Genomic DNA, 24,848 nt, shown 5'->3' on the forward strand with positions numbered 1-24,848 from the left:
ATAAAAAATAATTGCCTTCTCTATTTAATGAGATTATTACCATGAAAAGAGGTTTATAGTGATCGTTATTTTTTAACGGTTTGCATATGGCTTGTGGCGGTTTAGAAGCACTTTCCCTTCCAGCGAGACCAAAGCTGGCTATGGAGAGAAAGCCTTGCTGGCAGCCATTCTCCCGCCATAAGCTATATGCGTTGTTGTGCCACGTTTTTTATTTTATTCTTTCGCAATATTGTATAGCCTCCTTGCATTCTATGTCTAAGAATTCGTTCATTTCGAAAAACTGATTTCTTATTGTCCAAACAAATCGAAATTCAGATTGAACTTGATACTTGTTGTCCTTTAGATACATTAGATCGATACCATTTCCAATCATCTCGTTGGTTCGTTTAGCCATTCCTGGTCCACCAATAATAAAATTCCCTTCTTCATTCGTAAAGTCCTTCGCAGAAAGTCCTTTAATTTCCTTTTCAATTATGCGTCCATCTTGATAGTTACAAAACCCTACAAATACTTGGTCATTTCCTAAAATACTATTTGAAATAGCAGCTGCAAAGTTGATAGGGTCTTTTATTCTAAACACTCCGTCAGTTTCAAATTCATCCATTATACTTTGAGAATGAAGAAGGCTTGTCGAAAGCATATATCCATTTTTACCTACACGAGTCATTAAATGAAAAGTAAATCCTTCTTTGTCAGATTTACCTGTTATTGAACCGCCACCTTCAGATTTATCTCCACGAATTTCATCAGGATATTTTCTAAACTTATCAAACGAGCTGATTCGCAATTTACCTTCATCAAAGAACAAGTCAATAAACTGCTTGTCCATATACCTATAAACGATAGGAAATTTAATGTTTAATGGTTTTCCTATTTGTAGATTTATCATAGTTTTAAATTATGCTAATAAGTTACTGAGAAGGTCAAATTGTATTCGGTCATGATATTTAATCACATATGTTATCCTATCTATATTTTTTAAGTCTGATTCTCTTCGTCTCAGATAAGGAATAAGTTTGTTTTGAAGGTAATTATTGCTATTCAGAACTTGAATAAAAATTGAATATCGAAATTGGAGTTCGTCCACGTATTTACCGAGTTTGATAATATCTTTTTTTAATTGCTTTTTACCATTTGAGTGTTCAAGGGCTCTAAGTGTTTTAATCTCGCAAGCTATTAATTGTTGATTGAGGGTATTTTGTTGTTCATGGAGAACGAAATCTGGATAGACTTCACTTAAACTTTGGTGTCTGAGGATAGAATTATCTTTTCTTATTTCACCATTTAAGATCAGGTTTTCATAGGTATTTGATTCTGTTATAGTTCGCCAACGGTAATAAAACTCATAAGCAAACACTCGTTCTCCCATCTGTTGATTGATTCCATATTGCCAAATTAAATATTGCCTATCAACTTGCGTTAATGCAGTTAGAAAGTCTTTGAAATAGAAGTCATAGCCATTTAGTATTGGTAATTCCTGTCCATCTTCAATTTGTGTATTATAAATTTCATTCATTCATTGTTTTTTAATGTGGCACAACAACTGTATATGTGCACCTTTGGTGCACATATACGTCCAATATCGGAGATATAGTTACCCCTTGGTGACGATATATCTATTATGTCCTTCTAGTTCCAAAAAAATTGTTGAATTAGGTTTTGGTTGTAGATGAACTGATATCATAAATGTAATAAAATTATTTTGAATGTATACAAAACAAAAAAGCCTGTAGCGTTTCCACCACAGGCTTTTACATCATCATTAAAATTTAACTTATTCTTTTACTTCAATTGCTTCGTACTCTTCAAAAAGGGAAAGATCTAATTCGCTGATTTTCTCTTGATAGGCTTTCCAGTCTTCTGCGAAGAATTTATTAAGGGCTTCAATAGCAGGCTTTAATGCTTCCTCAGCCTGCTTTTTCAAACGCTTCTGAGTATCACCCGGTTTATCAAAGCTAGCAGCAGTATAATAATACGCATTTCCAATTCTATCGCCTATATCTGGAATTGGAGTTCTAATAATACCTTGCTTTTCGCTAAAGTCTTCACCAACAAATGGCTCAAACAATACCTCTAGGGAATCCTTAATAGCCTTGCTTGCTTTAATCTCTTCTTTGAAGGCTTCTTTATCTTTTTCCTTCATCCATTTGATATAGTGATCAGCAGTTTCCTTAGCTTCCAAAATTCTTTGGCTTGCCTCATAAGCCGTTACTTGCATTTCCTCAATTTCTTTGATGAAATCATAACGTGCTTGCAAGTCTGCTCTATCTACCTCTAAACGCGGATCGAACTGAACTTCTATCTCAGTAGAATCTTTATGTTCACCAAAGTGTAAAACCAATTTGTATTTACCCGGCATTACATCTACCCCACCTGCTTCTTCTGCATCTTCTTTCGTTAATCTTCTACTAGGCCCTCTGCTTCCTGCCTCATCCATTCTCCAATACATACGATGTAAGCCATTCTCTTTAGGTGTCTTATTTCTCAATGTACGGATCAACTCTCCATCCATAGTATAAACCTTCAACTTTAATGAGTCATAAGAAACTTTCTTCTCATCATTTTCCTCTTCTTCCTCCTTCTTATCCTCTTCCTCTTCTTTTTGCTCAGGCTTATTGATCAGATAAGAAATCATGGCATTAGAGTTTCTATTTTCTCCATTAAAAAGGGCATTCGCTCCAAAGCGAGAACCACTCGGCTGCTGGTTTACCGCCTGATAGGCTGTAGGTGGAGTAAATAGTTTTAAGGGTTGATCTAATACAGATTTACCTTCTGTAGCCAGTTCTCTTAACGGACGGATATCATCCATCACATAGATTGCTCTACCAAAAGTTCCAATTACTAAATCATGCTCTCTTGGATGAATCATCATATCACGAGTAGGTACATTAGGGTAGTCATTGGTCCATTTTTGCCAATTCTGTCCTTTGTTGATACTGAAATACAAACCTCCATCGGTTCCTAAGAACATTAAGTTAGGCTCTTCAGGATCTTGCACTACACTTAACGTATAAGTCCATACCTCATCACCTGAAGTTAAATTAGTCCAGCTTTTACCATAATTGGTAGTGTGGAATAAATAAGGTTTGAAATCGAAATTTCTATAATTATTCACTACCACAAATGCTTCTCCAGCATTATAAGTAGAAGCTTGGATTTGAGCTACCCATGATTCAGCAGGGAATCCCTTAATATTGGTACTTACCTTATTCCATGACTGACCACCATCTTGGGTTAGTTGAATGTTACCATCATCGGTACCCACCCATATCACTTCTTCTTTCAATGAAGATGGAGCGATAGCAGTAATGGTAGTATTATTTTCAGCCCCTGTAGCATCATAGGTTAATCCCCCACTTTCAAATTGCTTTTGTTTTTCTGGATCATTGGTTGTTAAATCTGGTGAGATAATTTCCCAAGTTTGTCCCTTGTCAGTAGTCTTATGTAAAAACTGACTTCCAAAATACACTGAGCTATTATCAAATGGATTTTGAGCAATAGCTGCATTCCAGTTGAATCTTAATAAAACATCTTTTTCAGGATGCGTTGGTCTTACAATTTGATTATTGCCAGTTTCTCTATCGTAGCGAACTACAAAACCTTGCTGTGATTGTGCAAATCCATATCTTGAATTATCAGGATCAGGTACTACATCAAAACCATCCCCAAAGGCTAACTCCTGGAAATAAGAATTACGGATACCTTGGGCTTTCCAAACGTAAGCTGGCCCGATCCAGCTACCATTGTCCTGCATACCCCCATAAACATTATAAGGATAATCATTATCTACATTAATATGGTAGAACTGTCCTACTGGTAGATTTTGTACAAATCTCCAGGTTTCTCCTCCGTCATAAGTGATGTTTAATCCCCCGTCATTTCCATCTAACATCATATCAGGGTTTTTCGGGTGAATATACCAAGCATGGTGATCAGGGTGAACCCCTACATCAGTACCGTAAGCTGGCATTAATTCTTTAAATGACTTTCCGCCATCTTCACTCACATTTACATAAGTGAAAATGGTATACACTCTATTTTCATTAGAGGGATCAGCATACAATTCGGCATAATAAAATGGACGGTTTCCAATTTCACCCATATCTGAGTTGATCATTTCCCACTTATAACCGCCATCAGTTGATTTATATAAAGCATTTTTCTTTGATTCCACTAAAGCATAAACCGTTTTAGAATCTGCAGCAGAAATCGCTAATCCTATTCTTCCTAAATCTCCTTTTGGAAGACCATCTTCATCCGTTAATTCTTTCCAGTTTTCACCTCCATCAACTGTCATGTATAAACCAGAACCTGGACCACCGGATGTAAATGTCCATGGCTTTCTTCTATGTTCCCACATTGCTGCAAATAACTTATTCGGATTATTAGGATCCATAATCAGTTCCGCAACACCTGTTTTATTATCTACAAATAAGCTTTTCGTCCAGCTTTTACCACCATCAGTGGTTTTGAAAACACCTCTTTCAGGATGCTCTCCCCAGGGTGAACCGATAGCACCTACATAAACCGTATTGGGATTGCTAGGGTCAATTCTGATTCTATGAATATTACGAGTCTTTTCTAGGCCCATCAATTTCCAGCTTTTACCACCATCCATTGATTTGTATAAGCCATAACCTCCATTAGAACTATTTCTTGGGTTACCTTCACCAGTCCCAACCCAGATCACATCCGGATTATCCTGCTGAATAGCTACTGCTCCAATTGATAAAATTTGTTCTTCATCGAAGACTGGTTTCCAGTCTACTCCTCCGCTTTCTGATTTCCAAAGGCCACCAGAAGCTGAGCCTACATACATTACTTGTGGATTATCATTCACCACATCAATGGCTGTAATACGTCCACTCATACCGGCTGGTCCGATACTGCGAACATCAATGCCTTTTAATTTCTCTAAGTCTACTTGTTGAGCAACTACTGTAAAATAGCAGCAGAAGGCTAACAAGAAGCTAATCCATAGTTTTATTGAAGGTTTCCTCATAGTAAAATTTAAGTTTGAATCAATCTCGTAAAAGCTAAGCTTAGATGCAAACGCTTTTTACGCCAAGGGTAAATATGCTTTGTGGAAGAGCATCTTAATGAGCTTGGTCCAAGCGGACGCTTGAACCAAAAAAGATTGGAGATGAAATAGAAGTGTATAATTTTATGATTAATGTGATTCAGTTCACAATTTCTGTATTAGGAAACAGTTAACTATAAAAGAAACAAGCTTAAAACATCAACCTATGAAAACCACCTTAGCATTTATTCTTTTCTTGTGCTCCCCGATTATCACTAATGCACAATTGGAACCAGAGCCAGTAAAACCAGTTCAATTCGCAGCAAAAATAGGAATTGGACTCACGGCATTTCATGTGACAGGTTATCACACAGAGAATTATCCCGCAACTGCCATTCGCCTAGGTGGTATGATCACCAAGCCTGTTATTAATGATAGATTTAAGATAGGCTTAGGATATAATATCTTTTATCGTGATAAAAGCGAATCACCACTTGATGGAATTTATTATTATGGTCGAGGTAATCCTTTACATAGATTAGATGACACAGCTATTCAAAGACATCTTGCATTTGAGTTTCCTATTACTTTTCATTATTCATTAAGTTACAGTCAATCCGTTTCAGCAGGGTTCATGTTAAGACAGTGGGCACCTAGTAAAAAGGTGGATTTATTATCCTCACAAACGGAATATGGTATTGTAATAGGGTTTAAGCAGAATCTTGTTATGGGAATGAGTGTAGGTATTGACTTACATACGGGTTTTGATTTTTACGATGCTTTACTTGTAACACCAAGAAGAAATGGTAGAATAGGCATTAATAATCATTCGATATTATTAACTGCTGGCTATGATTTTTAAGTCCTAATAATCAATTCAAGTAGATTCTCGGTAATCTGCCTATTAATGGTCCAAGCGAACGCTTGAACCAATAGAGAATGGGTTTATAAAGCACAATAGTTCAAGCGTCCGCTTGGACTATTATACTAAAGTGCTGATTATCTCTTTCTATAATCCACTGCCTTCATATTTCCTTCTTCATCTATAATATGTGTTTCTTTACCGGGTACAACATCCGTATTTTGAGCTGAAGCGCAAGTCCAGTAGCCCTGCTCATTTTGATGTACAACAAAAGTGAAAATGGTATTTCGATCTTGAGCTTGAACATCATTTACATTAGTTTGTCCTTCTAGATGGACTCTGGCATTTACCACAGCTATAGAATCAGACAAGTATTTTACTTTTGATTTTCTTAAAGTTAAGGTAGAGTCTTTGAAAATGACTTTCAGGCCATAATCATGAGCTTGAAATATAGATTCTCTGTCATGCCACCATAGCCCAGTAACATTTATAAATTCTGCATCCTCATCAAAAATAGAAGCTAATTTCCTGGCATCTTTTTCATTCCAGGCATCGATGAAAGTATTGGGTATATCTTCTGGAGAATTCAATTCTAAATGATCCATAGTATTCATACGGTTTCGAATCCACAATAGATATAAAAAAAGCCGATTGAAAATTAATCCAATCGGCTTTGTATATGATTTGAATTAGCTATTAAAGCTTTCTTTTTACTTCTCTTTCTTCGAAACCTTCGATTATATCTCCTTCTTTGATGTCGTTATAGCCTTTTATACTAATACCACACTCATATCCTTTCTTCACTTCCTGAACATCATCTTTGAAACGCTTCAATTGATCAATTTCTCCTTCGTACTTCACAATACCTTCTCTAATTAATCTGATCTTATTATTACGCTTCACATAACCGTCTGTTACCATACAACCCGCAACAGTACCGATTTTAGAGATTTTAAAGATTTCACGAACCTCTATATTACCCGTAATTACTTCTTCAGTAGTTGGTGCCAACATACCTTCCATTGCATCTTTGATCTCATTAATCGCATCGTAGATGATAGAGTATAACCTGATTTCGATTTCTTCATTCTCTGCTATTCTTCTAGCATTTTGAGAAGGTCGAACCTGGAAACCTAAGATAATCGCATCGGATGCAGAAGCTAATAATACATCAGATTCTGAAATCTGCCCTACAGCTTTATGGATAATGTTAACTTGAACTTCTTCAGTAGAAAGCTTCAACAATGAATCAGATAAGGCTTCGATTGAACCATCCACATCACCTTTGATGATCACATTCAATTCCTTAAATGAACCAATTGCCAATCTACGGCCAATTTCATCAAGCGTAATATGCTTCTTAGTACGCATGCTTTGCTCACGCTGGATTTGCTCACGCTTATTCGCAATATCTCTTGCTTCACGATCACTTTCCATAACGTTAAAACGGTCACCTGCTTGTGGTGCTCCATCTAAACCAAGCATCAATACTGGTGTTGAAGGACCTGCCTCATCCACTTTTTTACCTTTGTGGTCAAACATTGCTTTCACCTTGCCGTAATGAGCACCTGCTAATACCACATCTCCTACTCTCAAGGTACCTGCTTGAACCATTATAGTAGTTACATAACCTCTACCTTTATCTAACTCAGCCTCTACTACAGTACCTACAGCAGATTTAGCTGGATTTGCTTTCAATTCAAGTACTTCAGCTTCTAATAATACTTTCTCTAATAAGTCTTCAATACCAGCTCCTGTTTTGGCCGATACTTCCTGGCACTGGTATTTACCACCCCAGTCTTCTACTAGAATATTAATGTTTGCTAATTCTTCCTTAATTTTATCAGGGTTAGCATTTGGCTTATCTACTTTGTTAATAGCAATTACCATTGGTACGCCTGCAACCTGAGCATGGTTAATTGCCTCTTTCGTTTGAGGCATCACAGCATCATCAGCAGCTACCACTATTATGGCAACGTCAGTGATCTTAGCACCACGAGCACGCATAGCTGTAAAGGCCTCGTGACCTGGAGTATCTAAGAATGCCACTTTTTTACCAGAATCGGTCATTACATCATATGCACCAATGTGCTGTGTAATACCACCGGCTTCACCTGCAGTTACTTTTGATTCCCTAATAAAATCTAGTAATGATGTTTTACCGTGGTCAACGTGCCCCATGATCGTAACGATCGGAGCTCTATCTGTAAGATCTTCTGGTCTATCTTCTTCTTCAACAACCTCCGTTTCATCATCTGCTTCAGTGAATTTAACATCATAGCCAAATTCATCCGCAATTATAGTGATGGTTTCTGCATCTAATCTTTGATTAATAGAAGCAAAAATACCAAGGTTCATACATTTACCTATAACATCATTTACACTTACATCCATCAATGATGCCAAGTCATTTGCTGATATGAACTCTGTTGTTTTAAGGATTTTAGCTTCTTGCTCTTGCTGTTGAAGATCTCCTTCTCTTTTATCAGCCTGAGTTTGACGCTTTTCCTTTCTATATTTTGATCTATTACCGCTAGCTCCTGGTGATTTACCACTCAAACGAGCCATCGTTTGTTTAATTTGCTCTTGGATTTCCTTTTCCGTAGGCTCAGCCTTTTCTACTCTACCTTTTCTACCTCTATTTCTGTCGCTTCCGCCACCTCTATTTGCGCCTTGGCCTTGACCACCACCTTTTGCTCTTGCATCTTGTGGTTTATTGCTGGCGATTCTCTTTCTAGGTCGTTTTCCTCTTCTATTTTCTTTCTTATCATCAGAAGAAGCAACTGGCTTAACGCCTTTTTTACCCTTTTTCTCTTTCTCTTTCGGTAATTCAATTTTACCTAATACAGTAAGTCCTTTAAGAGAATCTGCTTTTGCTGAAATCGTGGAATCCTTTTGTTCCTCCACTGATTTAGATTCTTTATCAGATTTCTCATCAGTTTTAGGTTTTTCAGCTTTTGGAGCTTCTTCTTTCTTCTCTTCTTTAGGAGTTTCCTTCTTTTCTTCAGCTTTAGGTTGCTCTGGCTCTTTTTCCTTTTTCTCCTCTACCTTTGGCTCTTCTTTTTCTGCCTTAGGAGCCTCAACTTTTTTATCTTCTTTTGGAGTTTCTTCTTTCTTCTCTTCACCTTTTACTTCTGGCTTTTCTTCTTTAGGTTCCTCTTTAGGCTTCTTAGGCTCTTCTTTTGGAGTTTCTTCCTTTTTCTTAGCCTTTTTATCATCTAGGTCAATTTTACCTAATACTTTGGGGCCAGAAAGTTTATGGCTTTCAGATCTGTAAACGTCATCTTCCTTTTTCTCTTCCTCTTTTTTAGCAGATGATTCTTCTACAGGCTTTTGCTCTGCTGCTGGCTTTTCTTTTGATTCACCAGCATTTTTGATCAATACTTTGTCTTCATCATCTTCCTTTTCCGCCTCTTTGCTTTTTTCTGCCTCTGAATCGATGACCACATTGCTATTATGCTTTTTACCAATGGACAGACTGGATGCTTCCTCTTTCTCTTGTGCAGAGGAGGCAAACTCTTTTGCGAGCATACCAAATTGCTCTTCTGATATTTTGGAGTTTGGTTTACTATCCACCTCATAACCTTTTTTGCCCAAGAAGTCTGTGATTGTAGATAATCCTACATTCAATTTTCTTGCCGCAAGGCTGAGTCGCATCATTTTTTCTTCTGACATAAATGCTTTGTATTCTGCTAAAAAATTATTGAGTTTGAGTAATCAATAAGATCTTACTCAAATTCTTGACTAAATATTTTAAATATCTCGTCTATTGTTTCTTCTTCTAAGTCAGTCATTCTAACTAACTCTTCTCTTCCTAATTCTAACACTCTTTTGGCAGTGTCAAGCCCAACTTTCTTCAATTCTTCGATTACCCAATCTTCAAGAACATCATTGAATTCATCAATCAACACATCTTCTTCCTCCGCTTCAGATAACTCACGGAAAACATCGATTTCCATACCTACTAATTTACTAGCAAGCTTGATGTTCTGACCTCCTTTACCAATAGCCAAAGAAACTTGATCAGGTTTCAAATATACTGAAACTCGTTTATTCTCTTCATCAATTTTCATAGAACTTAACTTTGCAGGGCTTAATGCACGCTGAATATAAAGCTCCATATTTTCAGTATAATTAATTACATCAATGTTTTCATTCTGTAATTCTCTTACTATACTGTGAATTCTTGAACCTTTCATCCCCACACAAGCTCCTACTGGGTCAATTCTATCATCATAAGATTCCACGGCTACTTTCGCTCTTTCGCCTGGTTCTCTTACAATCTTCTTGATGGTGATCAATTCATCATAAACCTCTGGAACTTCCTGCTCGAATAAACGCTCAAGGAAAACCGGAGAAGTTCTTGATAATATAATTTTAGGATTACCATTCTGCATTTCCACTCTGTGAACAACGGCACGAACAGAATCTCCTTTTCTAAATCTATCTTTAGGGATTTGCTCAGATTTTAGTAATACCAACTCATTCCCTTCCGCATCTGTTAATAAAGTTTCACGGCTTAAGATTTGATATACTTCACCAGCGATAATTTCCCCTACTAATTCACTATACTTGTTAAATAAAATATCTTTTTCAAGATCTTTTACCTTCTGAATCAATGTTTGACGAGCTGTAGTAACGGCTCTTCTTCCGAAGTGCTCTAGTTCAACCTCCTCAGCTACTTCTTCACCAATTTCAAAATCAGGCTCAATTTTTCTAGCTTCAGTTAAACTAATTTTATCATGATCCCAGATATCTTCTGAGTTATCATCAACAATTTCTCTGAAACGCCAGATTTCAAGGTCACCCTTATCGGCATTAATAATAATATCAAAATTATCGTCCGTTTCGTATTTCTTACGAATCATGGTTTTGAATACATCCTCCAAGATTCGAATCATGGTTGGACGGTCGATATTTTTCTGCCTTGCAAAATCGGCAAACGATTCTATTAAATTTGATGTGTCCATGTTACTTAAATGAAACCAAGACTTTTGTTTTGTCTATAATGTCAAAAGGAACTTTCGTTTCCTCATGTTTAATTTTCTTTTTTCCTTTTTCCTTTATCTCTTGATTTACAAGAATAAAGTCTTCACTAACTTCAAGTAATTCGCCTCTTATCGATTTACTTTCCTTTGTATCAACCTTTACCTTTCTTCCAATATTCTTCTGATATTGTCTAGCATTCATTAATGGATGATCCAAACCTGGAGATGAAACTTCTAACACATAAGCCTTTTCCAACACTTCATCTTCTTCCATCTTATGACCAAGTTGTCGGCTTACGCTAGCGCAAAAATCTATTGATACGCCATTGTCTCCATCCACCAATACAACGATTTTCAATTTATCGTTTCCACTTATCACAATATCCACAATAAAATATTCTGGCTCTGTGATAATCTCAGCTAAATAAGATTGTATTTTTTCTTCTAAACCACTCATTCCACGATAAAAAAGAGGGGACTTAAAAGCCCCCTCGTCATGTTGTTTTACTAACTTTGTTGCAAATTTAGAGTAAATAATTGAGCAAAACAAATAGTGTTGGTCAACAGATTTATATATTATTAGTATAAAAATAAAAATTCAATCCTGTTTGTGTACCCAAAAAGAGAATCTTATTTATAATTTTGCCTTATGGACAAAGAACTAAAGATACAAAATTCGCTTACTAGACAGAAGGAGATATTCAAACCTATTAATCCTCCCTTTGTAGGAATGTATGTCTGCGGCCCAACTGTTTACAGTGATGCCCACATGGGAAATGTCCGAACTTTTATGAGTTTTGATGTCGTTAATCGCTATTTACGTCATTTAGGTTATAAAGTGCGCTACGTAAGAAATATCACGGATGTAGGCCACTTAGTTGATGATGCAGATGATGGAGAAGATAAAATTGGCAAAAAGGCAAAATTAGAAAATTTGGAGCCTATGGAAATTGTGCAAAAATATGCCAATGGATTCCATGAGGTAATGCATTTATTCAACATTTTACCACCTGATATTGAGCCAACCGCAACGGGCCATATAGTTGAGCAGATTGAAATCAATAAAACATTATTAGAAAAAGGTTGGGCCTATGAAGTAAATGGTTCTATCTATTTTGATGTTACTAAATATAATGAGGCGCATGAATATGGTATTTTAAGTGGTAGAAAGATTGAGGATTTATTAAGTAATACCAGAACTTTAGACGGACAGGATGACAAAAAGAACCCTCTAGATTTTGCGACTTGGAAAAAAGCCTCAGATGAACATATTATGCGCTGGCCATCTCCTTGGGGAGAAGGTTTTCCGGGATGGCATTTAGAATGTACTGTAATGAGTACCAAATATTTAGGTGAAACTTTTGATATTCATGGTGGTGGTATGGATTTAAAATTCCCGCATCATGAATGTGAAATTGCCCAATCAGTTGGCGCAACTGGAAAATCACCAGTTAACTATTGGATACACACTAATATGTTAACAGTAAATGGCCAGAAAATGAGTAAGTCATTAGGCAACTCATTTTTACCTACTCAATTGGTAACAGGAAATCATGAAATGTTGGAGCAAGGCTATTCGCCTATGACTGTCCGCTTTTTTATGATGCAGACCCATTATTCAAGTACTTTAGATTTTAGCAATGAGGCTTTAAAGGCTGCTCAAAAAGGATATAGAAGACTTGCCAATGGATTAAAAACTATAAGAAGTTTAGAATTCAAAACTGATGATGGCAAGAAAAATGAAAAAGCAATTAGTCAGATAGAGCAAGCCTGTGATGCGTGTTACAAATCAATGAATGATGATTTTAATACCGCCAAAACAATAGCAGCTTTATTCGAATTGCTTAAAAAGATAAATTCTTTACACACTGGCCAGCTAAAATTTGGTGAATTAGGGCAGGATGTTTTTGAAAAGCTAGCTAAAACTTATCAAGACTTTATGGTTGAGATTTTAGGATTAGAGGAAGAAGCACCAACTGACCTTGAACCCATCATCAATTCATTATTACAGGTTTATAAAAAAGCGAAAGCTGATAAAAATTATGAGCAGGTAGATGAAATCAGAGCCATATTAAAATCTAACAAGCTGATTATAAAAGACCTGAAAACGGGAGTGGATTGGGGATATGAAGAATAAAAAAATCTTAATTTATCATAAAAAAGGCGCTGAATCAGCGCCTTTTTTATTGAATTTTAATCTTACTCTGGTTGTGGAGTAGTTCTTAAATATGGCTTTATTATTTTATGTCCTTTAGGGAATTTCTCTTCAATCTCTTCATCTTTAACACCAAGACCAATAATAACATCATTACCTGGTGTCCAATCTGCTGGAGTAGCAACTGGATATTTTGCTGATAATTGAAGCGAGTCAATTACTCTTAAAATTTCAGCAAAGTTTCTACCAGTACTAGCTGGGTAAACGATTGTTGCCTTTATCTTTTTATCAGGTCCAATAAAAAACACTGAACGAACAGTAGCGGTTTCAGAAGCATTCTCATGAATCATATCATATAAATTCGCTACTTTTTTATCCTCATCTCCTATAATTGGAAATTCGACAGATGTATTTTGAGTCTCATTCACATCTTTTTTCCATTCATTGTGAGATTTCACATCATCCACACTAACTACTGCTACTTTAGTATTACGCTTAGCAAATTCATCCTTTAACTGTGCTGTTCTACCAATCTCAGTAGTACATACTGGTGTAAAATCTGCCGGATGAGAATATAATATTCCCCAGCTATCACCTAACCATTCGTGAAAATCAATTTTTCCTTCTGTAGTATCCGCTTGAAAGTTTGGTGCGGTATCTCCTATTTTAAGTCCCATAATTTAGTAATTTTTTATTTGTTTGAATTTTAAGATATAACGACTTGTTCAATTATGGGTTTTACATTTTCATACGATTGTGATATAAGTTACAATACTGATTAATAATATGTTATAACGCCTAATTTCCTAGCATGCTCTATTGCATCTTGAGTATTTTCCAAAAGCAATAATGGTACTTTTCTCTTTTTGAACTCCTGAATAGTTTCTTGATCAAACTTATCCTTCTTACCAATCTTTCTAATGTAAACCGCCAAAATTCTGTCAGGATAATTGACTAATGCTTCTCTGTAGATTTCAGTATCTCTTTGTCCACTATCCCCAATTAAAATGAATTTTAAGTGTGGAAATAATTTCATCAAACGCTTAATTTTATCTTGTTTGTGTTGATGGCTACCTCCTCCTGAGAAAATCAAATCTCGAAATCCTGATTTATATTCCTGAAGCAAAAATGGTCCTTTAGGAATTTTGCGAACATTGAAAAAATCCTGAAGAAATTCATATAAATTCCACTCACTACTACTTACATAGAAGAAAGGATTTCCATTAGCTTTTAACTGCTGATAAAAATTAGCAACCCCTTCAAAAGGTAGTCGCGTTTTAGCATTTTTTGTTAAAATTAACCTTAGCTTTTTGAATAATTGAGTAGCATGCGAAACCAAAATTGTATCATCAATATCAGAAATAGTTCCAAATTCAGCTTGCTCTCCAACTATCAAAAACTCACCTTCTGTTTCACAAATTATTTCATCAGAGTCTGGTTTCCTAATTTGAAAATTTACGGAATGCCAACCCGGTTCATAATCTATAATAGGATCTATCCAACTACTAAAATAACCATACTCGTCTGTTACAGAGTGATACACTTCACCATTTAAATGAATCCACACTTTCATATCTGGTAAAGGACTACTTAAATAGCGAGACAACATCACTCTAAAGTTTTTCCTTCTTTTATCGGTTGCTTCTGAATAAAATTCAGGGCGGTTTTCTACTACCCCTCCTTTAAGATAAAGAAACTCATTGGTGCCATAGCCCATAAAAGGAACAATCTTTGGGGGAGAAATAATCCCTAATAATCGTTTTAAATAAAGGGCAAATCGTATATTTAGAGTGCGTAAAATAATTTCTACATTTAGTTATTTATGACCCCACAAAAGCTACTTTTTATAGTAAATCCAAAATCTGGAAATAACGACAAGTCCAAACTAGAAAGAACTATAGCTAAAGCTTGTGATAAAAATAAAAAGGAATATACGCTTTTCTATACCACTGGCGAAAATGATTTAGATAAAATTAAGAAAGAACAAGACCTTTATCAAGCTGATACTTTGGTAGCATGTGGTGGAGATGGCACCGTAAATTTAGTAGCAGAATTACTATTAAATAGTGAAATCCAATTAGGGATCATTCCTCTTGGTTCTGCTAATGGCTTAGCTTATGAATTAAAAATTGAAGAAGATATTGAATCCAGTTTGGAATTGATTTTCAGAGGAAAAACCATTTCAATGGATGTAATAAAAATAAATGACCAGCATATATGTTTACATTTAAGCGATTTGGGCTTTAATGCTAAAATGATTAGAGATTTTGAAGAAGGTGGTGAAAGAGGAATGTTAGCCTATGCCCGCTCCTTTTTTAGCTCATTAATGGATAAAACTACTTCTGAATTTACTGTAGAGTTTAAGGGGGAAAAGAAGAATATAAAAGCAGATATGATTGTGATGGCTAATGCTTCTAGTTATGGCACTGGAGCTGTAATAAATCCTGGCAGCAAACTAGATGATGGAAGCTTTGAACTTGTGGTTTTTAAACCTATACCAATTAGAGATTTGCTGGGTTTAACCTTAGAATCTTTTCTGGGTGATATTAAAAATTCTCCCTATGTAGAAATCTTTAGGGTAGAAAAAGTAAATATCCATTGTAAAGAGGAAGAATTACTACAAGTGGATGGTGAGCTGAAAGGCGAAAAGCAAGAGATCAATGCTGAAATTTTAAAAGGAGCCCTAAAAGTAATTTCATAAATGAAAAAGAAAGAAAAAACCCCTTTTAGTAAGGGGTTCGTTGCATTTCTACTATTAATATTAGCGGTAATGGGCATTTACCAAATTATTCTTGATTTGTGGAATTATTTCAGTAATCCGTAACCAATTCTTCAATCTCATTCAGTTTTTTTAAGGATGACCTCCCCGATGTTGCATATATGATCTCTCCTGCTTTATTGACTACATAAAAATAAGGCAGCTCTTTATCGTCCATATTTAATTGATCCTCATAATCCCCCATTTTTCCGCTGTAAACAATTACATGTGGGTGTAATTTCTGATCAACATCTTCTTGCATTTTTTTCATTGCAGATCTTGATGCTCCTCTTTTAATTCCTGTAAACATGGGGATGAAAACTACATTTACATCAGGCTTCATTACCGGAATTAATGCGTTAGGATCCTCTTCTCTAATAAATTGCTCCCAAACGGGTTGAAACCAAGTTTTTAAATCATCTTCAGCTTTTTGGCTAAAGGCTATACCCACCAAGGTCATTTTATCCTGAGTGGCGGCTGGAACAGTTACTTCATCATTTGTTAAGCTCGTTCCTGTCATTTCAGGAAAAGCTTCTCCTACTTGAGCATTTACAAATTGATTGATTGAAAATAATATTGCGAATGTTAAGGTTAATTTTTTCATAAAATTGAAAACGTTGTTTTTAATATTCTGTTATTAACAAAAGTACAAAATATGATAGAGCAATTCTTTCAATGCCCACATTGTTTTCAAGAAATAAGCATGTTGGTGGATAGTAGCATCTCTAAACAATCCTATGTTGAAGATTGTGAGGTCTGCTGTAATCCACTTCAAATTAATTTAGAAATTGAAGATGGTGAAATCTCATATTTTGAAGCAAGCCCAGCCCAATAATTCATTTTCCAGTTCATTAGATTATATTTTTTATTAACTTGATTTTCTCTTTAACTTTTTACTATTGATCATGAAAATCGACTGTACTCATCAACACATATTAGTAACCGGAGGAACCAGAGGTATTGGCGCTGCTAATACTAGAACACTAGTAGAATGTGGTGCCAATGTTGTGGCGCAATATCACCGCCATGAAGAAGCTGCTCAAAAACTTAAGAAAGAATTGGGAAGCAGTGTTCACTTATTAAAAGCTGACTTATCCGGAGCTATGGAGGTGGCCCGCTTATTCAGTGAAACCTTAGAATATTTTGATGGAAAGCTAGATGGGGTGGTAAATAATGCAGGTATCGCCATCTCGTCTGATATTCATAAAAATGCAGTTGAATGGACAGATGATTGGCTAAAAACCATGGATGTGAATGTAAATGCAGTTGGCTTAATCTGTAAGAGAAGTATTGTCCAATTTGAGAAACAAAGTACGGGAGGTAGAATCGTAAATATTTCATCAAGGGCTGCTTTCAGGGGTGATACAGCTGACTACCTTGCCTATGCAGCATCAAAAGGAGCAGTAGTTTCATTAACCAAATCTATTGCAAGAGCCTTTGGTAAAAAAGACATAAAAGCTTTTACTGTAGCGCCTGGTTTTACCAGAACGGATATGGCACAACAATTTATCGATCAATACGGAGAAGATTTTGCTTTAAATGATATCGCTTTAAATCAACTAACAGAACCAAAGGATATCGCACCAACAGTTGCCATGCTTATGTCAGGACTGATGGATCATGCCACAGGTACTACCATAGATATAAATGCCGGAAGTTATGTCCACTAAATTAACTGATGAAAAAGAGAGGTGTCCATGGTGCTTAGGCTTTGACCAATACATCCGATATCATGATGAAGAATGGGGAGTACCTGTTCACGATGACCAAACACATTTTGAATTTTTAATTTTAGAAGGGGCACAAGCGGGTTTAAGCTGGTCAACTGTTTTGAAGAAAAGGGAAAATTACCGAAAGCTATTTGCTGATTTCAATGCCGAAAAAGTAGCGCAGTTTGATCAATCTAAAATTGATGAACTTTTACAAAATCCTGGTATCATACGAAATAAATTAAAGGTTAATGGAGCGGTCACCAATGCGCAGAAATTTCTAGAAGTACAGAAAGAATTTGGGAGCTTTGACCAGTACATATGGTCTTTTGTGAATCATAAACCGATTATCAATCAGTTAAAATCATTAGAGGAAGCACCTGCCACATCTCCTGAATCAGATGCTTTAAGTAAAGATTTAAAAAAACGAGGTTTTAAATTTGTAGGAAGCACCATTATGTATGCGCACATGCAAGCTTGTGGATTAGTAAATGATCATTTAGTCAGCTGCTTTCGATACAAAGAAGTGATGTAGGCAAAATTTATTCAAAGGAAATTATTAAAAACATCTTTTAATTTAAATATTAATCCTTTAGTTTAATGTTTACTCAACTTTAACATGAAGCTTAAACTATTTACTTTATTACTTTGGACGCTTAGTTCCTATACCTTAGCCCAAACCTTATCAGGAAGATTACTTAATACAAATAAAGAACCAATCCCATATGCCCATATTCAGTTGGATAAAAGTAATTATGGGACCATCACAAATGACTCGGGATATTTTAGCTTAAAAATAAAGTCTGGTTTTACCAATATCAATTTTTCTTCTATAGGATTTGAAGGAAAAAGTCTGCCCTTATCGGACTTATCTTTTGAGGGTATTCAAATCTTTGAATTAAAAAATAGCAGAATCTCTATGAGTGAAGTAGTGGTGAAAGGCACTTTTGATTCAGCTACCTGGTATGTAGAAAAAGCAATTAAAAACATTCGGAAAAATTATCCTAAAAGGAAGCATTCACAGATCGCATTTTATAGAGAAGCTACGATTCGAGATACCTCTTATGCAAGAATGTTAGATGCCATAGTGCTTTTAAGTGAAAGAGGAATAAACAAGCAATCGGAAGACACCCGGTATGAAATCTTAAGAAAACGGCAAACAAAGGACAATAGAGATATAAGCTGGAGGCAGTCACTTCAAAACTGGCTATATCAGGATTTAGGACCTTATACGGTTAACAAAGCAAATCCTACCAAGCCTATGGGACCGTATAATCAAGACCAAAATGACTTTTTATTAAGTTCAGAAATCTCAAAGATAAGAAAGGAGCGTCCTGAAAGATTGTTGTATGAGGGTTTTATTGAAGAAAATATTTTTGAAATTACCGATCGCTTTCTAAATAATGGTAAAGAATACTTAGAAATTACTACTGATAATGATTCTTCAAAATTTCAGTATAAAAATACTATTAATCCCGTAGCCAAAATGATTATTTCAAAGGAAGATTTTGCTATTGTGCAGTTTGAAAAGATTCAAGAGTTAGTAAAGAAAGAAGAGAAAAGCATCTTAACTGCTCAGTTAATCAGTGAGGGTATTAAATCTCATTATTTAATAAAGTGGAAGAAAAACTCTATGGATCAAAAATACTATGTTCATTATATTAGAGATGCAGCAGTAGGTAATAACGCAAGCAGAATATTTGGAGTAGCAAATATGCAGCAAGCCTATGATTCAAAATTTAAAACAGGTTTTGTAAAACAGGTGAATGAATGGTATGTGCTAGAGAATAGAGATTATGAAAAAATTCATTGGACGCAAGGTGCTGCTCATGATTACGATATTTATGAATTAAAGCCTACAAGGCGATTAGGAATTACTTTTGAGGATATCAATTCAATGCCAGTTAATCCCATCAACCAAAAAATGTTAGAAGATTTAACCGAAAATAATTCTATAGATGAGCTATTTATTGAAGAGTAAGACAGCTATTATTTTATTATTTTGGATAATAGCATTCGCTTGCAAGCCACCGCCAAGCAAATTTGATGCTGATTATCCTGAATATACTACTGAAAAAAATACCACAGAAAGCTATGAAATGGTAAATGACTCTACCCTGTTTCTATCCATTACTGCAGAAAATAAAGCTTATGGTAGAAGCCCCAAAAGCCCAATTTTTGTTGGAGTAACTAATGCTTATGAAGGTGGGAAAAACAGAGAACGATTTTTGAATGCGTTAGAAATGGAAGATGGAAGAGAGATCAAATATGAAAGACTTAAAAGTTGCTGTCCTTTTAAAACCTTAAATAGTAGAACTATTGGAGCAGATCAGAAATTTGGGTTATTAGACATATGGGTTCTTTATCCACAAGGAGAACATAAATCAGAGGCTGACACCTTATATATAAATGCCTATGATGAAGGTAATCCTATGATTCCAAAAGGTTACAGAGCAAAGAAATAAGTAAAATCCAAACCTAAGGGTGTTTTTAATGTTTTCTTAAACATGAAGAAATTCGTTATCCTTATTCTACTTTTTAGCGCCTGCTCAGTTAACACCTCTAAAAAAATTGAGCTTGATGGTTTACGATTTAATTATGCTGATGATGCCTATATATTCTTTAGAAATATGAGGCAAACCAATTATGACTTACAAGTAATGGAGGAGGGTGGATGGAGAATCTATAGACATGAAGAAAGAAAATTAGACACCTCAGATTTCTATTTTAATATTTCACTAGTCGTAAACTGGAGAGTCAATAGGGTTTACCCTATAATTGAAATGACCAAATCCATTAACAAAGCTAATTTTGAAGTCATTTGGGAATCCATAGAGTCAGAAGAAAGTGGTAAAATTTCTATGGAGGGAGAAAAACGAAAGGATGAAATGATCTTCTCTGCAAAACTCTACAATAAAATGATTGATGAAGTGGAGATTTTCACAACCTACCAGAATAATAAAATCCCTTTATTCGAAAATTCAGAACAAAAAGAAGCTTTTCGGATAAGTATGTACGATTTTTTTCGAATGACGGGACAATTATAAAAGATGAAAACTCTTTAAAGAGTTAGGTATTAGGTTTTCCAAAATCATTATTCTACCTTTGCAGTCCTTAAAACAAAAGGCTAATTACTTGATTAACAAAAGCCTGAGTTTTAAGAGAATATTCACGAGAGGAGGTGTAAATTATGATCGTAGTAAACGTAAAAGAAAACGAATCGATTGATAAAGCTTTAAAACGCTTTAAGAAGAAGTTTGAAAAGACAGGTGCTTTAAAAGAAGTACGTGCTCGTCAACACTTTGTAAAGCCTTCTGTTGCAAGAAGAAAAGAAGTTATCCGTGCCGCTTATAGGCAAAAAATGAGGGATATGGAAAGCTAATAATTTATAGCTTTTTATAAATCTTTTTACTAAGTTAGTATTCACTCGTAAGCATTACGATTTGGGTACTAACTTTTTTTTTGCCTAAGTTTAAGTATCAGATCGTATTAATTATTAATAGGGAAAAATATATATGCTGAATACTTTCTTTAAATACTTAGAATATGAAAAGCGATACAGCAAACACACCCTTTTATCCTATGAAAATGATTTAAAACAATTCAAATCATTTTTAGAAAATCAATCTCAATTACACGATCTTTTAAAAGCAGAACATAGACACATTAGAGCCTGGGTGGTTCAACTTATGCAAGAAGGAATTAAACCCAAAAGCATAAATAGAAAAATAGTATCCTTAAGAACCTTTTATAAGTTTGCCATTTCGAGAGAAGCTATACAACAAAACCCTACTCAAAAAATAAAGGCTTTAAAAGTCAGCAAAGATTTACCGCAATTTGTTCAGGAAAAGGAAATGGATAATCTTTTAAATCTGCTTGAATTTCCTGATGATTTTGAAGGTAGCAGAGATGCTTTGATCATGGAATTACTTTATGGAACAGGGATCAGATTAGCTGAATTATTGAATTTAAAATATTCTGATTTCAATCTTTCATCCAAAACCATAAGAATATTAGGTAAGGGAAATAAAGAAAGAATTATTCCGTTTCATTCTAAAATTCTGGAGCGATTAAATAATTACATTTCACATAAAAATAAAATGTTTATCGGCAACGAGGCCGGTCCATTAATCGTTTCTATTAATGGAAATGATGCTTATCCTATGATGATAAATCGAATTACTAAAAAATATCTCAACCAAGTCACCACCATTAGTAAAACAAGCCCTCACGTCTTGAGGCACACATTTGCAACACATTTATTAAACAAAGGTGCAGACCTAAATGCTGTAAAAGATTTACTAGGACATAGTAGCTTAGCAGCCACTCAGGTTTACACCCATAACTCGCTTGACAAGCTTAAAAAAGTATTCGATCAAGCGCATCCTAAAGCGTAAGTTTAACCTTTAAAACAAAAAATCATGAAGCTACAAATGCATTCTATCCACTTTGACGCAGACGTAAAATTGTTAGACTTTATTCAAAAAAGAATAGATAAGTTAGAAACCTTTTATGATAGGTTTATTGACGGAGAAGTGTTCTTAAGATTGGATAAAGACTCTCAAAGAGAAAATAAAATAGTGGAAGTAAAGTTGAATATACCTGGTAATCAATTGTTCGCTAAAGAGAAAAGCGACTCATTTGAAGCCGCTATAGATAGTGCCACAGAAGCTTTAAGGAGACAGATTAAAAAAATCAAAGAAAAACAAATGGCTCATTAAGTAATTAATATAAATTAAATTTTAAAAGCTCGATTTCTGTCGAGCTTTTTTAATTTTGTAGTTATACCATTAATTAAATGATTAGAAAATTATTTCTTTTAAGTATTTTAATAGGTTCTGCAGGCCTACTAAATGCCCAATATGTAATGAAGCAAGACAGCAGCATCTTGCTTAATAATATGTATATTCAAATTGAAGTAAACGAATCTGTGAATGCCATTTATAATGCCGAGCATGATAAGGTTGAGAAAGATTTTGAATGGTTAAAATATCGCTTTCCTAATCATCCACTTCCCTACTTTCTATATGGCTTAAATGAATGGTGGAAAATTCTTCCTGAGCCATCAGCTTATGAAGGAGGAGAAAAACTAATTGCTTATTTGGATACTGCTCAATATTATGCTGAGAAAATGGAAGAAGCAGATGAAGATAATTTAGAAGCGACTTTCTTTCTAGCTGCAATCCATGGTTTCAAGGGGCGATTTTATGCAGATAATCAAAGCTGGACAAAAGCCGCTTTCTCTGCCAGAAATGCGCTGAACTATATGGAAGAAAGCAAAGGCAATAGGAACTTAAGTCCGGAATTTTTATTTGGAGACGCTTTATATAATTATTACGTAGAATGGGTGCCAGAAAATTACCCTATTCTTAAACCGGTATTACGCTTTTTCGATGACGGTGATAAAAAACTAGGAGTAGAACAACTCACCAAAGTAGCTCAAAACGCATTTTATACACGAACTGAAGCACAATATTTTTTAATGAGAATATTGGCATTAGATGAAGGAGAACTTCAAAAAGGATTGCAATTATCTGAATATCTACACGAAACCTATCCACAGAATGCATATTTTCACAGATTTTATGCTCGCTTATTGTATACCGCAGGGAAAATTCAAGATTCGGAAAGAGAGTGCTTAGAGATATTCCAAAGATTGGATAGTGGTGCAATTGGTTATGGAGGAACTTCAGGTCGTTATGCAGGTTTTTTCCTTGGGCAGATTTACGAAAGGAAAGGAAATATAGATGAGGCTAAAAAGTATTATGAACGCGCTATGATTTCATCGGAAAGCATAAATGAAGAAGACGCTGGTTATTACTTATACAGTATATACCATTTAGGATTGATTGCGGAAAAGCAAGGTGATACCGAATTAGCTGAATTTTATTATAAAAAGACTAAGAAAAAAGCTGATCGTAGTCAGGGAGTCTTTAAAAGTGCGAGGAATAAATTAAGAGAGTTGTAAAACTAAACCATTGAAATTAGTTGATTTAATTATAGCGCCAGTCACTTTAGTAGTTCTACTTTTAATTGGCTACATCATCAGAGAGGTTTCCACTTCTGATGAAACTAAAAAATATTTCTACCCTGCATTATTACTTAAAATGCTGGGAGCGATAGCTGTAGGATTGGTTTATCAATTCTATTACGGAGGTGGTGATACTTTTAATTATTACACTCATGGTGCTTCCCATATAGTAAATGCCTTTTACGATAACTTTTCCACAGGATTTAAATTGCTAACGGCCAATGGCGAATTCGATCCTGAAACCTTTAAATATTCGTCCAAAATATGGATGTATAGAGACCCTACATCTTATATGATTGTTAGAATTGCAGCAATCTTTGGATTTCTTACCTACAATTCATATGCAGCAGTAGCTTTACTTTTTGCCTTTTTCTCCTTTTTAGGTTTATGGTTGATGTATCAATCTTTTGTGAAAATTTATCCTGAATTAAAGCTCCAATTTGCAATTGCTATATTTTTCATTCCTACTGTTTTCTTTTGGGGCTCAGGAATATTAAAAGATACCATTACCTTAGGAGCAAGCGGTTTTTTGGTATATTCTTTTATCCAAATCTTCTTTGAAAGAAGGAGTGTAGTTTTTAATACCTTACTCCTACTTTTGTCCATCTATTTAATTACTTCTATAAAACTATACATATTTTTATGTCTAATGCCTTCGCTCATTCTTTGGTTTTTCTTTTACAGAATAGGAAGAATTAAGTCATTAGCCTTAAGAATAATGGTTGCTCCTTTTTTACTTACTATTGGGGCTATTGCAGCGTATTTTGTTGCTCTAAAAGCAGGTGAAGACAACAATCGATATGCGCTTGATCAGCTTGCTGAAACCGCTCAGGTTACAGCTTATGACATCCGTTATTGGACAGGAAGAGATGCCGGTTCTGGTTATGCTCTGGGTGAATTAGATGGTACTTATGCTAGTATGATTAGATTAGCACCTCAAGCTATTAATGTATCGTTATTTAGACCCTATATTTGGGAAGTTAACAATCCTTTAATGTTACTCTCAGCACTAGAGGCTCTATTTCTACTAGGTTTAACTATATGGGTTTTTTATAAAAACAGATTCGTCCATATTACTCAAAGTATTAAGTCTCCAATTATTTTATTTTGCTTGATTTTTGCCATAATTTTTGCCTTTGGTGTGGGTATTTCCACTTATAATTTTGGTACGCTATCCCGCTATAGAATTGTAATGGTTCCATTCTACGTTATGGCAATTTATATGATCAATTTTCATGCAAGCGTTAAAAAGTATACTGCTGATAACTAATCGATTAGCCCTTTTATATTTTCAGTGCTCATTTTTTAAATCATTAATTTTCATT

At 35.0% G+C, this 24,848-nt stretch carries 24 protein-coding genes; 14 read left to right on the top strand and 10 right to left on the bottom strand.

The window, feature by feature from the left end; genetic code table 11:
• Positions 1–208: 208 nt before the first annotated feature.
• The 3 genes from QYS47_RS00740 to QYS47_RS00750 form a co-directional block, all read right to left on the bottom strand.
• Entirely contained in the window at positions 209–889 is a 681-nt protein-coding gene (locus tag QYS47_RS00740) for a hypothetical protein (protein WP_322347361.1), read from the bottom strand.
• A gap of 9 nt (positions 890–898) precedes the next feature.
• Complete coding sequence (locus QYS47_RS00745; RefSeq protein WP_302128609.1) at positions 899–1,516, bottom strand: hypothetical protein; 618 nt, start codon at positions 1,514–1,516, stop codon at positions 899–901.
• 258 nt (positions 1,517–1,774) lie between these two features.
• Entirely contained in the window at positions 1,775–5,002 is a 3,228-nt protein-coding gene (locus tag QYS47_RS00750; RefSeq protein WP_322347362.1) for a WD40/YVTN/BNR-like repeat-containing protein, read from the bottom strand.
• Between the two features lie 244 nt (positions 5,003–5,246).
• On the opposite strand from QYS47_RS00750, the gene QYS47_RS00755 reads away from it, so the two are divergent.
• Positions 5,247–5,882: a hypothetical protein gene (locus tag QYS47_RS00755; RefSeq protein WP_322347363.1), complete on the top strand. Its 636-nt coding sequence runs from the start codon at positions 5,247–5,249 to the stop codon at positions 5,880–5,882.
• Positions 5,883–6,019: 137 nt separating this feature from the next.
• Here the strand turns inward: QYS47_RS00755 and QYS47_RS00760 are convergent, their stop codons facing one another.
• From QYS47_RS00760 to QYS47_RS00775, 4 genes are all read right to left on the bottom strand, one after another.
• Positions 6,020–6,487 (bottom strand): SgcJ/EcaC family oxidoreductase, encoded by a 468-nt coding sequence (locus tag QYS47_RS00760; protein WP_322347364.1) that lies wholly within the window; start codon positions 6,485–6,487, stop codon positions 6,020–6,022.
• Positions 6,488–6,578: 91 nt separating this feature from the next.
• On the bottom strand, positions 6,579–9,557 hold the full coding sequence (gene infB / locus QYS47_RS00765; RefSeq protein ID WP_322347365.1) for a translation initiation factor IF-2: 2,979 nt from the start codon (positions 9,555–9,557) through the stop codon (positions 6,579–6,581).
• Positions 9,558–9,610: 53 nt separating this feature from the next.
• On the bottom strand, positions 9,611–10,852 hold the full coding sequence (nusA, locus tag QYS47_RS00770) for a transcription termination factor NusA (protein ID WP_308358233.1): 1,242 nt from the start codon (positions 10,850–10,852) through the stop codon (positions 9,611–9,613).
• Between the two features lies 1 nt (position 10,853).
• A complete protein-coding gene (locus QYS47_RS00775; RefSeq protein WP_302128600.1) occupies positions 10,854–11,327 on the bottom strand; it encodes a ribosome maturation factor RimP in 474 nt (157 codons plus the stop codon).
• Between the two features lie 192 nt (positions 11,328–11,519).
• Here QYS47_RS00775 and cysS point away from each other — a divergent pair, with 192 nt between their 5' ends.
• Positions 11,520–13,007 carry a cysteine--tRNA ligase gene (cysS, locus tag QYS47_RS00780; RefSeq protein WP_322347366.1) on the top strand — a complete coding sequence of 496 codons (1,488 nt, stop codon included), beginning with the start codon at positions 11,520–11,522 and terminating at the stop codon, positions 13,005–13,007.
• A gap of 62 nt (positions 13,008–13,069) precedes the next feature.
• Here the strand turns inward: cysS and QYS47_RS00785 are convergent, their stop codons facing one another.
• The gene (locus tag QYS47_RS00785; protein ID WP_308358230.1) at positions 13,070–13,702 is read right to left on the bottom strand and encodes a peroxiredoxin; all 633 of its coding nucleotides are present in this window, start codon (positions 13,700–13,702) and stop codon (positions 13,070–13,072) included.
• 101 nt (positions 13,703–13,803) lie between these two features.
• The gene (locus QYS47_RS00790) at positions 13,804–14,742 is read right to left on the bottom strand and encodes an App1 family protein (RefSeq protein ID WP_322347367.1); all 939 of its coding nucleotides are present in this window, start codon (positions 14,740–14,742) and stop codon (positions 13,804–13,806) included.
• A gap of 105 nt (positions 14,743–14,847) precedes the next feature.
• Here QYS47_RS00790 and QYS47_RS00795 point away from each other — a divergent pair, with 105 nt between their 5' ends.
• On the top strand, positions 14,848–15,726 hold the full coding sequence (locus QYS47_RS00795; RefSeq protein WP_322347368.1) for a diacylglycerol/lipid kinase family protein: 879 nt from the start codon (positions 14,848–14,850) through the stop codon (positions 15,724–15,726).
• Between the two features lie 109 nt (positions 15,727–15,835).
• Here the strand turns inward: QYS47_RS00795 and QYS47_RS00800 are convergent, their stop codons facing one another.
• A complete protein-coding gene (locus QYS47_RS00800) occupies positions 15,836–16,387 on the bottom strand; it encodes a hypothetical protein (RefSeq protein ID WP_308358227.1) in 552 nt (183 codons plus the stop codon).
• A gap of 51 nt (positions 16,388–16,438) precedes the next feature.
• Here QYS47_RS00800 and QYS47_RS00805 point away from each other — a divergent pair, with 51 nt between their 5' ends.
• The 11 genes from QYS47_RS00805 (at position 16,439) to QYS47_RS00855 (ending at position 24,793) form a co-directional block, all read left to right on the top strand.
• Positions 16,439–16,618, top strand: coding sequence for a CPXCG motif-containing cysteine-rich protein (locus QYS47_RS00805; protein ID WP_302102645.1), 180 nt, complete (start codon positions 16,439–16,441; stop codon positions 16,616–16,618).
• Positions 16,619–16,688: 70 nt separating this feature from the next.
• Positions 16,689–17,453, top strand: coding sequence for an SDR family NAD(P)-dependent oxidoreductase (locus tag QYS47_RS00810; protein WP_322347369.1), 765 nt, complete (start codon positions 16,689–16,691; stop codon positions 17,451–17,453).
• Positions 17,443–18,027, top strand: a complete 585-nt coding sequence (locus tag QYS47_RS00815) for a DNA-3-methyladenine glycosylase I (protein WP_322347370.1) — start codon at positions 17,443–17,445, stop codon at positions 18,025–18,027. Before QYS47_RS00810 ends, QYS47_RS00815 begins: the two co-directional genes overlap by 11 nt.
• A gap of 84 nt (positions 18,028–18,111) precedes the next feature.
• Positions 18,112–19,473, top strand: coding sequence for a carboxypeptidase-like regulatory domain-containing protein (locus QYS47_RS00820; protein ID WP_322347371.1), 1,362 nt, complete (start codon positions 18,112–18,114; stop codon positions 19,471–19,473).
• On the top strand, positions 19,451–19,957 hold the full coding sequence (locus QYS47_RS00825; RefSeq protein ID WP_302128591.1) for a hypothetical protein: 507 nt from the start codon (positions 19,451–19,453) through the stop codon (positions 19,955–19,957). The genes QYS47_RS00820 and QYS47_RS00825 overlap by 23 nt, the downstream gene beginning before the upstream one ends.
• Before the next feature lie 42 nt (positions 19,958–19,999).
• A complete protein-coding gene (locus tag QYS47_RS00830; protein WP_322347372.1) occupies positions 20,000–20,539 on the top strand; it encodes a hypothetical protein in 540 nt (179 codons plus the stop codon).
• A gap of 143 nt (positions 20,540–20,682) precedes the next feature.
• The gene (rpsU, locus tag QYS47_RS00835; RefSeq protein ID WP_302102653.1) at positions 20,683–20,874 is read left to right on the top strand and encodes a 30S ribosomal protein S21; all 192 of its coding nucleotides are present in this window, start codon (positions 20,683–20,685) and stop codon (positions 20,872–20,874) included.
• A 133-nt stretch (positions 20,875–21,007) separates the two neighbouring features.
• Positions 21,008–21,889, top strand: a complete 882-nt coding sequence (locus tag QYS47_RS00840; protein WP_302128589.1) for a tyrosine-type recombinase/integrase — start codon at positions 21,008–21,010, stop codon at positions 21,887–21,889.
• 24 nt (positions 21,890–21,913) lie between these two features.
• The gene (hpf, locus tag QYS47_RS00845; protein WP_308358221.1) at positions 21,914–22,213 is read left to right on the top strand and encodes a ribosome hibernation-promoting factor, HPF/YfiA family; all 300 of its coding nucleotides are present in this window, start codon (positions 21,914–21,916) and stop codon (positions 22,211–22,213) included.
• A 77-nt stretch (positions 22,214–22,290) separates the two neighbouring features.
• Entirely contained in the window at positions 22,291–23,460 is a 1,170-nt protein-coding gene (locus tag QYS47_RS00850) for a tetratricopeptide repeat protein (protein WP_308358220.1), read from the top strand.
• Between the two features lie 10 nt (positions 23,461–23,470).
• Complete coding sequence (locus QYS47_RS00855; protein ID WP_322347373.1) at positions 23,471–24,793, top strand: hypothetical protein; 1,323 nt, start codon at positions 23,471–23,473, stop codon at positions 24,791–24,793.
• Positions 24,794–24,848 lie beyond the last annotated feature (55 nt).

The organism is Marivirga arenosa (genome assembly GCF_030503875.2).
In the GTDB taxonomy this organism is placed as follows: domain Bacteria; phylum Bacteroidota; class Bacteroidia; order Cytophagales; family Cyclobacteriaceae; genus Marivirga; species Marivirga arenosa.